The organism is Kitasatospora sp. NPDC057223, from assembly GCF_042669755.1.
Taxonomy (GTDB): Bacteria; Actinomycetota; Actinomycetes; order Streptomycetales; family Streptomycetaceae; genus Kitasatospora.
Genome location: NZ_JBHUWW010000023.1, coordinates 70,338 through 79,924 on the forward strand (window position 1 = coordinate 70,338; position 9,587 = coordinate 79,924).

General features: G+C 72.5%; 11 protein-coding genes and 2 pseudogenes. 6 read left to right on the top strand and 7 right to left on the bottom strand.

Features of this window, described 5'->3' with window-relative positions:
- The first annotated feature begins 11 nt into the window (after positions 1–11).
- Positions 12–1,085: a tetratricopeptide repeat protein gene (locus tag ACFUK0_RS12000; RefSeq protein ID WP_380248901.1), complete on the top strand. Its 1,074-nt coding sequence runs from the start codon at positions 12–14 to the stop codon at positions 1,083–1,085.
- 42 nt (positions 1,086–1,127) lie between these two features.
- The gene (locus tag ACFUK0_RS12005; RefSeq protein WP_380248876.1) at positions 1,128–1,520 is read left to right on the top strand and encodes a VOC family protein; all 393 of its coding nucleotides are present in this window, start codon (positions 1,128–1,130) and stop codon (positions 1,518–1,520) included.
- Positions 1,521–1,576: 56 nt separating this feature from the next.
- On the opposite strand, the gene ACFUK0_RS12010 is transcribed toward ACFUK0_RS12005, so the two are convergent.
- Both ACFUK0_RS12010 and ACFUK0_RS12015 read right to left on the bottom strand, forming a co-directional pair.
- Complete coding sequence (locus tag ACFUK0_RS12010) at positions 1,577–2,071, bottom strand: DUF3291 domain-containing protein (RefSeq protein WP_380248878.1); 495 nt, start codon at positions 2,069–2,071, stop codon at positions 1,577–1,579.
- 49 nt (positions 2,072–2,120) lie between these two features.
- Positions 2,121–2,477 (bottom strand): annotated as a pseudogene (locus tag ACFUK0_RS12015) (winged helix-turn-helix transcriptional regulator); the annotation flags it as partial.
- Positions 2,478–2,570: 93 nt separating this feature from the next.
- On the opposite strand from ACFUK0_RS12015, the gene ACFUK0_RS12020 reads away from it, so the two are divergent.
- The 3 genes from ACFUK0_RS12020 to ACFUK0_RS12030 are packed head-to-tail and all read left to right on the top strand — an operon-like array spanning position 2,571 to position 4,719.
- Positions 2,571–3,782: a pyridoxal phosphate-dependent aminotransferase gene (locus ACFUK0_RS12020; RefSeq protein WP_380248880.1), complete on the top strand. Its 1,212-nt coding sequence runs from the start codon at positions 2,571–2,573 to the stop codon at positions 3,780–3,782.
- 57 nt (positions 3,783–3,839) lie between these two features.
- Positions 3,840–4,178, top strand: coding sequence for a YnfA family protein (locus ACFUK0_RS12025; RefSeq protein WP_380248882.1), 339 nt, complete (start codon positions 3,840–3,842; stop codon positions 4,176–4,178).
- A 52-nt stretch (positions 4,179–4,230) separates the two neighbouring features.
- Positions 4,231–4,719, top strand: coding sequence for a peroxiredoxin (locus tag ACFUK0_RS12030; protein ID WP_380248884.1), 489 nt, complete (start codon positions 4,231–4,233; stop codon positions 4,717–4,719).
- A 103-nt stretch (positions 4,720–4,822) separates the two neighbouring features.
- On the opposite strand, the gene ACFUK0_RS12035 is transcribed toward ACFUK0_RS12030, so the two are convergent.
- Positions 4,823–6,481: a fibronectin type III domain-containing protein gene (locus ACFUK0_RS12035; RefSeq protein WP_380248886.1), complete on the bottom strand. Its 1,659-nt coding sequence runs from the start codon at positions 6,479–6,481 to the stop codon at positions 4,823–4,825.
- Positions 6,482–6,739: 258 nt separating this feature from the next.
- Between ACFUK0_RS12035 and ACFUK0_RS12040 the strand changes: the two genes are divergently transcribed.
- A complete protein-coding gene (locus tag ACFUK0_RS12040) occupies positions 6,740–7,396 on the top strand; it encodes a ThuA domain-containing protein (RefSeq protein WP_380248888.1) in 657 nt (218 codons plus the stop codon).
- Positions 7,397–7,412: 16 nt separating this feature from the next.
- Here the strand turns inward: ACFUK0_RS12040 and ACFUK0_RS12045 are convergent, their stop codons facing one another.
- From ACFUK0_RS12045 to ACFUK0_RS12060, 4 genes and pseudogenes are all read right to left on the bottom strand, one after another.
- A complete protein-coding gene (locus tag ACFUK0_RS12045) occupies positions 7,413–7,670 on the bottom strand; it encodes a hypothetical protein (RefSeq protein WP_380248890.1) in 258 nt (85 codons plus the stop codon).
- A 146-nt stretch (positions 7,671–7,816) separates the two neighbouring features.
- Positions 7,817–8,239 carry a (2Fe-2S) ferredoxin domain-containing protein gene (locus ACFUK0_RS12050; protein ID WP_380248891.1) on the bottom strand — a complete coding sequence of 141 codons (423 nt, stop codon included), beginning with the start codon at positions 8,237–8,239 and terminating at the stop codon, positions 7,817–7,819.
- Between the two features lie 108 nt (positions 8,240–8,347).
- A complete protein-coding gene (gene lepB, locus ACFUK0_RS12055) occupies positions 8,348–9,187 on the bottom strand; it encodes a signal peptidase I (protein ID WP_380248893.1) in 840 nt (279 codons plus the stop codon).
- Between the two features lie 104 nt (positions 9,188–9,291).
- A pseudogene (locus ACFUK0_RS12060) lies at positions 9,292–9,501 on the bottom strand (GNAT family N-acetyltransferase); the annotation flags it as partial.
- Positions 9,502–9,587: the final 86 nt, after the last annotated feature.

A 9,587-nucleotide genomic window follows, 5' to 3' on the forward strand; every position in this document is an offset into this window, starting at 1 on the left:
CATCGGTGGAGATGCTGGATCCGGAGAGCCACGACCCGGAGGAGTACGAGGGGAAGACCGTCGTCATCGACGGCTGCCGGTACGACGTCGGGGAACAGGTCGGGGCCGGGGCCTCGAAGTTCGTCCATCTGCTGCGGAACCGGAGATCCGGCCTCTGCCTGAGCGTGCTGGCGATCTACCGCGACCCGGAGGCCGGCCGGGAGGAACTCAAACGCGAACTCGCCGCCAAGTCGGTCGCCGGCCTGCTCGGACTGGGAGTGGTCCCCAACATCAGGCAGATCTCGCTGCCCGGCGCACCGGCTCATCTCCAGGACTACGTCGGGCCGTTCGAGGCGGAGCCGAGCCCTCATCTGCTGGCCGCCCAGCAGCTCCTGGCCGAGGAGCGCTGGGCGGAGGCCGTCTCCGCCCTCTCGATCGTGCTCCGGGAGCGGCCCGACCACACGGTGGCGCTGAACAACACCGCCTACGCCCTGGCCCGGCTCGGCCGCCCGGAGCACGCCGTCGAACTCATGGACCACGCACTGGAGGTGGAGCCCAACTACCTTCCCTATCTCCGCTCCTACATCCAGTACGCGGACGCCGCCGGACTGCTCGCCGAGATCCTGTACGGGGTCTCGGTACTCCGGGAGAAGTACCCCGACGACCACAGCTGCGACCGGTCGGCCGCCCAGGTGCCCGCCCGGGCCGCGGAACTGAACAACAAGGCCGTCGATCTGTCCGTGGCGGGCCGCCGGGACGAGGCGGTGGAGGCCATCACCCGCACCGCCGCGGCATACCGGCTGCTCGCGGTCGAGGATCCGGAGGGCTACGACGTCGAGCTCGCCGAAGTGCTGGTCAACCTGGGGAACTTCACCCGCCGGGCCGGCGATCCCGTCGGGGCGACGGCGCCTCTGGTCGAGGCACTGGTCATCAGCCAGGAGTACGACCACGGCCAACTGTTCGGGATCGCCGCCGACTCGCTGCGCCACGCCTGGGCCGAGAGCCCGGCGGAGGTGGCCGCGGAGTTCCAGCGGCTCACCGGTGATCCGATGCCCGACTGGCTGGGCCGCCGGCCCGATCCCCAGGACCGGCCGGGCGGCTCCTGACCTCTTCGCAGGCCGGGCTCCCGGCCGCCGTACGGTTGGGTCATGGAACTCACCCAGGTACGCCTGCTGGTCACCGACTTCCCCGCCGTGTACCGCTTCTACCGTGACGTGCTCGGCCTCAAGCCGCAGTTCGAGGCCGAGCACGGCCCGTACGCCAAACTCAGCCCCGACAGCGGCAACGCCGCCGTCGCGCTGCAGGACCGCGCCCAACTGGCACACGTTCTCGCAGAGTTGGGTGCCGAGCCGACGGGGTACCGGGCACTGCTGGTGCTCCGGGTCGACGACCTGGACGCCGTCTACGCGGAACTCGTCTCACGGGGAGCCGAGTTCAGCGGGCCCCCGGCGCCGATGGGCGACCGGATCCGGGTCGCGTACCTCACCGACCCGGAGGGGAACCTCGTCGAGCTCCAGGAGTGGCTGGCCCTGCGCGGGTAGCGGTAGCGGTAGCGGCAGCGGCAGCGGCACCAGCAGCAGCAGCAGCAGCGCGACCGTCAGCCCGTCACCGGTGCCGGGAACACCTGGCGCAGCGTGAAGGCCTCCGGCGTGGGGCCCTCGGCGCGGAGCAGGACGAGGCGCTCCTCGGCCTCCTTCGGGGTCGGAATGTGACCCGCCGGGACCCACCACAGGGCCGCCATCGCCTCGGCGGGCTTGGCGAACCACTCCCGCCGACGGCTCAGCAGCGCCCGGTGGGCCGGGTCGTAGACGTACGCGTCGAGGGCGGCGGGGTCGCGCCAGACGGACATGTTGAGGAGCAGCCAGTCGTCCTCGAAGACCCGGAAGGCGGTCGCGTCGCCCTCGTCGCCCTGGAGTCGCCAGACGAAACCGTCGGCGGCGTCGGCGAGGGCGTTCAGCGGGTCGAGGCCGGCGACGAAGTCGGCCAGCAGCGGGCTGTCGAGGGGTTCGAGCATCCGGGCAATGTTGACCTGGGCGAGTTGGTACGCCGGGGCGGTGGGCTTCGGCGCGTCCGTGGTCGTGGTGGTCGTCATACGTCCGACCCTAGTCGCCGGCCGGCGCGGTGTCCGCTGCTTTCCGTCCGCTGAACCAGTGCTCGCGGACGGCGTCGGTCGGGCGCTGCTCGCCGAGCAGGCCGGTGCCCCATTCGGCCAGCGTGAGCACGACCTGACGGAGCGTCACTCCCTGCTCGGTGAGCTCGTAGACGACCGCGTTGGCGGGCCGCTCCAGCTTGCGGCGCAGCACCAGCCCGTCGGCTTCGAGCTGCTTGAGGCGGGTGGCGAGGATGTCGGTGGACAGGCCCGGGAGGTCGGCGTGCAGGTCGGTGTAGCGGCGGGGACCACCGAGGAGTTCGCGGACGATCAGAAGGCTCCAGCGCTCCCCCACCGCGTCCAGGGCGCGGGCGACGGCGCAGTACTGGTCGTAGCTTCGGCGTGACATGGGGATCAGCATAGCCAAAAGGTTGGACTTTCCAAGTGGTTACTTGGTAGAACAAAGCGACCGGTTGTGAGGGTGAGGGTCGGGAGGCCGCTGATGGAGTTCCGCCAGTCCAGCAAGCTCAAGGATGTCTGCTACGAGATCCGGGGGCCGGTGGTCGACCGCGCGAACGCACTGGAGGAGGCCGGGCACACCGTCCTGCGGCTGAACACGGGCAACCCCGCGACCTTCGGCTTCGAGGCGCCCGAGGAGATCATCCAGGACATCGTCCGCAACCTCTCCAACGCGCACGGCTACAGCGACTCGCGCGGCATCCTGCCCGCCCGCCGGGCGGTCGTGCAGTACTACCAGCAGCGCGGCGTGAACGGCGTCACGGTGGACGACGTCTACCTCGGCAACGGCGTCTCGGAGCTGATCCAGATGTCCGTCCAGGCGCTGGTCGACGACGGCGACGAGGTGCTCGTCCCCGCCCCCGACTTCCCGCTCTGGACGGCCGTGGTGCGCCTCGCGGGCGGCAAGGCCGTGCACTACCTGTGCGACGAGGAGGCCGAGTGGTACCCGGACCTCGACGACATCGCCTCGAAGATCTCCCACCGCACCAAGGCCATCGTCGTCATCAACCCCAACAACCCGACCGGCGCCGTCTACCCGAAGGAACTGCTGGAGGGCATCCTCGACCTGGCCCGCCGGCACAACCTGATGGTCCTCGCGGACGAGATCTACGACAAGATCCTCTACGACGGCGTCGAGCACCACTGCCTCGGTGCGCTCGCCGACGACGTCCTCACCCTGACCTTCAACGGCCTCTCCAAGGCCTACCGGGTGGCCGGCTTCCGCAGCGGCTGGCTGGTCGTCTCCGGCCCCAAGGCCCGGGCCAAGGACTACCTGGAGGGGCTGACCATGCTGGCCGGCATGCGGCTCTGCCCCAACGTCCCGGCGCAGTACGCCGTCCAGGCCGCGCTCGGCGGCCACCAGTCCATCAACGACCTGGTGCTGCCGACCGGCAGGCTCGCCGAGCAGCGCGACGTCGCCTGGCGGGCGCTCAACGAGATCCCCGGCGTCAGCTGCGTCAAGCCCAAGGGCGCACTGTACGCGTTCGCCAAGCTCGACCCGGCCGTCCACAAGATCGTCGACGACGAGCAGTTCGTGCTGGACCTGCTGCTCCGCGAGAAGATCCACATCGTTCAGGGCACCGGCTTCAACTGGCCCCGCCCCGACCACTTCCGCTTCGTCACCCTCCCCCGCGCCGACGACCTGGAGACCGCCATCAGCCGGATCGGCCGCTTCCTCACCACCTACCGGCAGTGACCCCCTGGGGGCCGGCGGGTCCGCCCGGACGCCGGACCGCTCCGTAGGCTGACCGCCATGACCGTGCTGCGCTCCGTCCTGCTGTTCGCCCTCGCCGCCCTCGCCGAGATCGGCGGCTGCTGGCTGATCTGGCAGAGCGCCCGCGAGTCCCGGCCCTGGTGGCTGGCCGGCATCGGCGTGCTGGTGCTCGGCGCGTACGGCTTCGTCGCCGCGCTCCAGCCGGACGGCGACTTCGGCCGGGTGCTGGCCGCGTACGGCGGGGTGTTCGTGGCCGGCTCGCTGGCCTGGGGCGTCGTGGTGGACGGCTTCCGCCCGACCCGCTACGACCTCGTGGGTGCCGCCATCTGCCTCGCCGGAGTCGCCGTCATCATGTACGGGCCACGCGGCGACGCCTAGCATCGGCCGCAGTGCCCCCCGCACCACCACCCTCACGGCGGAAGGACCCCCGATGCCCAAGCCACCCGAGCCCGGCACCCGAGCCCCCGAGTTCACCCTCCCCGGCCTGCTGTTCGACGCCGAGGGCGGTACGGCCGAACGGCGCGAGTACCGCCTCGCCGACGCCAAGGGCAGCCCGCTGGTGCTGGTCTTCTACCCCGGCGACGACACCACCGTCTGCACCAAGCAGCTCTGCTCCTACACCTCCGACCTGGACCGCTTCCGCGACCTCGGCGCGGCCGTCTGGGGCGTCAGCCCGCAGGACCTCGACAGCCACGAGCGCTTCGCCCGCAAGCACCGGCTCGGCTTCCCGCTGCTCGCCGACACCGACCGCGCCGTCGCCCGCGCGTACGGCATCGCGGTGCCCGGCCTGGGCCTGCGCCGCTCGGTCTTCATCCTGGACGGCGACGGCGCCGTCCGCTGGAAGCACGTCGCCCTGGCCGGCCTGACCTTCCAGCACAGCGACACCCTCGCCGAGCAGCTGGCCGCCCTGCAGTCCTGACCCACCCGGGCTCCCGGCCACCCGCCGGAGGGAGCCGCACCGGACGGAGCCGCCACGACGTGACGTCGTGGCGGCTCCGGTCGGTGCGGCGGGCGGACCCGGGCTACCAGCCCCAGCCGCCGCCCTCGCCGTCGTCGTCCGTGCGGCTGTCCCAGCCCTCGCCGACCTTGCGCAGGATGGTGTAGTTGTCCACCTGGGTGCCGTCCTCGGCGAGGGCGGTCACCTTCATCGAGGACTTCTGGCCCAGGTGCGCCGGGGTGACGTCGACCCGGATGAACGAGTAGCCGGTGTAGCGCACCCGCGACCACTCGACGGTCTCGGTGACCTTCACGCCGCCCGCGGCGAAGTGGTAGGTGTTCACCGAGTCCTGGCGGTTCTCGTGGCCCTCGTAGGTGTCGGGGGCGTCGAAGCTGTAGAGGCTGCGGCCGGCCGCGCCCGCCGTCACGTACACCACGCCGTCCTTGGCGGGCTCGACGGTGGCGCCGCTCGGCACCGCCTTGGAGACCTTGTTGCCGAGGATCGCGTCGGTGCGCTCGTACACGTGGTTGTGGCCGTTGACGACCAGGTCGACGCGGTACTTCTCGAACAGCGGCACCCAGGCCTCCCGCACGCCGCCCTCGGAGGCGTGCTGGTGCGTGGTGGAGAACGCGCAGTGGTGGAAGAAGATCACCACGAAGTCGACGGTCTCGTCGTTGCGGAGGTCCTTGAGCTGGCGCTCCAGCCACTTGGTCTGCTTGCCCGCCGAGATGCCCAGGTTGGCCGGGATCTCGTACGAGACGTCGTTGGCGTCCAGCGAGATGACGCCGACGTTCTTGTAACGGAAGGTGTAGACGCCGGGGACGGTGCGCGGGTCCGGCCCGTTGTCGGGCAGGAAGAAGCGGTGGTTCTCGCCGCCGTAGCCGTTGGCCGAGTACCAGGCCTCCATGTCGTGGTTGCCGTACGAGACCATCCACGGGACCTTCGAGGCCACCGTCTCGGTCTGGGCGAGGAAGGCGTCCCAGGTGGCCGCGTTGAACGCGGCCTTGTCCGAGTCCTGGCCCGAACCGGCCGCGTCGGCGTAGCAGATGTCGCCGGCGTGCAGGTGGAAGGCCGGGTTCTGGGCCAGGATGACGTGGTCGTTGCCGGCCGCGTGCGCGCTGACGCCCTGGTCACCGAAGGCGGTGAAGGTGAACGGCTCGTACACCTTGCCCCACATGTGCTCGCGCGCGGGCGCGGTGCGGAAGGTGCTGAGGGTGGAGACGGCCTGCTGGGAGGCGGGGTCGAAGCCCTGGTGGCCGACACCGTAGTAGTACGTGGTGTCGGGCTGCAGGTCCTCCAGCGCGACGTGCAGGTAGTACTGGTCGACCGGCGCGCCGGTCTGCACGAGCGCCGGGGTGTGCAGCGCGCGCACCTCGGCGGCGACCTTGTGGCTGAGGTCCCACGGGTGCTTGCCGAAGCGCAGGAACGGCTTCTTCACCGGCGCCGGGACCTGCCAGGAGACCCGGAACTGGGTGTCCGGCTCGGGCCCGAAGGAGAGGTGACGACCGATCGGGGCGACCAGCGAGCCGTCGACGCCGTCCGTGGTGGCGCCCTGCGCCAGGAGCGGGGCGGCGGACGCACTGCCGGTACCGAGCGAGCCGCCCACCGCGAGCGCGCCGACGGTGATGGCACCGGTGCGCAGCATCCGGCGGCGGGAGAAGCGGCTGCGGAGGTAGTCGTGCTGCTCGGCCATGCTCATACGGTCGGCGAGCTTCTCGGGCACGCCCATGCGTGGGATATCCATGCCCGGACTTTCGCAGCGGCTGATTGCCCGCACACGGACGTCCGGTGAACGACCATCGGCGTGCCGCCCTGCCGGACCCCAAAGTTCGGCCATGCGCAGGCAAAGTACCCCGGGGAGGTGTACCCTGCCCCGGCCCGGCCGCCGTACCTGATCCAGCGTCCGGCCGCCGTGGCCGCCCGCCGTGGCCCGCCGCCCACCGGCCCGTTCCGTGCGCCCTGTGCACACCGCGCGCGCCGCGCGGCTGGAAGAATCACGCCCATGAGCCGGATACTCGTCTACAGCCGCAACCTGTCCTTCTGGCACCCCTCCGTCGTGGACGGCGTGCGCGCCCTGCGTGAGCTGGGCGCCGAGCACGACTTCACCGTCGACGCCACCGAGGAGCCGGCCGTCTTCCGCCCGGAGACCCTGAGGCCGTACGACGCGGTGGTCTTCCTCTCCACCGGCCTCGACGTGCTCGACGAGGCCGGACGGGACGCCCTGCGCGCGCACCTGACGGACGGCCACGGCTGGATGGGCGTGCACTCGGCCTCCGCCTCCGAACCGGGCTGGCCCTGGTACGACGGCCTGATCGGTGCCCGCTTCGAGGGCCACCCGGCGATCCAGCGCACCACCGTCGAGGTCGCCGACCCGTCCCACCCGGCGACCGCACACCTGCCGGCCCGCTGGGAGTGGACGGACGAGTGGTACAACTTCCGCTCCGACCCCCGCGCTTGCGGCGCGCGCGTGCTGCTGACCGTGGACGAGACCGGGTACGAGGGCGGCACCATGGGCCCCGGCCACCCGCTCGCCTGGACCGGCGAGCACGACGGGGTGCCGACCTTCTACACCGCCCTCGGCCACGCCCCCGAGGCCTACGCCGACCCGGCCTTCCGGGGGCACCTGCTCGGCGGCCTGCGGCACGTGCTCGGCGGCTGAGGGAGGGGGCCGTGCGCTACGTGGCGATCCGCTCGTCCCAGGTGCTCGGGGCGCGGTTGCCGGTGCCGTCGCAGGTGCGGCAGACCTCTTCGCGGTACGCGTGCTTGGCGCCGCTCGCGTCGACGCGGTAGCGCACGTACAGGCCGGTGCCGTCGCAGAGGAAGCAGTTCCCGCCGCCGCCGCCGACCTCGGTGGTGCCCGTGCCCTGGCAGGTGCGGCAGCTGAGGCCGGCCGTCCGGCCGGTGCCGGCGCAGATCCGGCAGACGGTGGTCACCGCGGCCCCCCGGCGGGGTGGGCGGCGTCCCGCATGATCACGGCCATGGTGGTCCCTCCGTCGTCGGCGCCGCCTGCCAGCGTAGTCCCGCGACGGCCGCCCCGGCACCGAAGTCGGCGGACCCGTTCCGGGCCGGCGGACGCGCCCTAGCCCGGCAGGCTCTCGCGCAGTCGGCGGGAGACCGCGAACTCCTGGAGGTCCAGGGTGCCCGGCGGGTCCGCGAGGCCCGGCCCGCCGGCCCGCACCCAGTCGGAAATCTCGTCCAGCATGTCGTTCTCGAGCACCCAGCCGAGCCAGACCGGCCGGCCACCGGCCCGGCGCCCCTCGGCGGACGGGCTGACCACCACGACGTTCGAGTGGGCGCAGGCGTCCAGGCACTTCACGGCCCGGACCTGCCCGCCGTCGCCGACGCCTTCACGGAGCCGCACCAGTTGGGCGGCGTGGTCGACGCCCGGGTGCTTGGCGTCGGTGCCGCAGCAGCAGCCGCGGCAGACGGTGACGGTCACCGGGGAGGAGGCGGCCGGCTTGTCCTTGTCCTTGTCCTTTTCCGGGCGGGTTCGGCGGCTCATCGGGCTCCCTGGTGCGCTGTGGTGCTGGTGATCTGCGGCGATGATCACCGTAGCGCCCCGCCCGCCGGGCACCGTCCGGGGGTCCCGCAGGCCCCGGGGCGGCCGCCGTCAGGCCCGGCCGCGGCGCCGCCGGTGCCAGGCGGCCAGCGGCAGGGCCCCCACGAGGGCCAGCAGGCCGGGGCCGGCCGCGGTGGCCGGTCCGGCCGCCGGGGCGGCGGCGAGCTGCTTCTGCCCGAAGGTGTCGGGCTCCGGCAGGGTCGCCCAGCGGCCGAGCGGCCAGGCCACCACCACGGCCCGCCCGATCACGTCGTCCAGCGGTACGAAGCCGTCCCCCGCCGTCTGCCGCTCGTGGTAGCGGGAGTCCTCGGAGCCGTCGCGGTGATCGCCCATCACCCACAGGTGGCCCGCGGGCACGGTGACGGTGCCGACCGGGTAGTTGTCGCAGGGCGTGGCGCCGGGGTAGATGTACGGCTCGTCCAGCGCCACGCCGTTGACCCGGACGGGCTCCCCGGCATTGCAGTCCACGGTGTCGCCGCCGACCGCGATGACCCGCTTGATGAGGTCCTGCTCGTCGGCCGAGGGCATCAGGCCGACCAGGCTCAGGGCCTTCTGGACGGCGTTCGCGCGCGGCGCGGGCTGGTCCCTCAGCCAGTCGCCCGGGTCGCGGAAGACCACGACGTCACCGCGCGACGGCGTGGAGCCGAACCAGGGCGTCAACTTGTCGACAAGTACCCGGTCACCCTTCTGCAGGGTGTTCTGCATCGAGCCGGACGGGATGGAGAACGCCTGCAGAGCGAAGGTCTTGATCCCGAACGCCAGCACCAGCGCGATGACGATCAGGACGGGGATCTCCTGCCAGAGCGGCCGGCGCGCCCGCCCCGCGGCGGGCTGCTCCGCGCCGCCCCGCGCTCCCCGCCCCGCGACTCTCCACCAGTTGCGCTTCCCCATGACCCTCTCCTCCACGCCGCGCGGCGCGCGCCGGGGGCGCGCATGGGCCGCCCCCACGCTGTATCCAACGCACCGGAGTTCCCGGGAGCCCGGCCGGGCTCAAGTCACCCGGGTTCGACGCTGAGCTGGGCGCCCAGCTCACGGAATCCCAGGGCACGCGCCACCCGGCGCGACGCCGGGCCGCGGGCCCGCCACTGCGGCAGCAGGCCCGCGGCGAGCGCGTGCGCGGCCGCCGCCGAACCCGTCAGGCGGGCCAGGCCGCGCCCCCGCAGACCCGGCGCGGTCAGCACGGCGAGGTGAGCCGTCCGGCAGGGCCGGCGAACGATGCGGCGAGGACGATGGCGCTCAGCCACGTGCCGAGGGTCGAGACCAGCGACGACGCCGTGGACAGCGAGCCGGT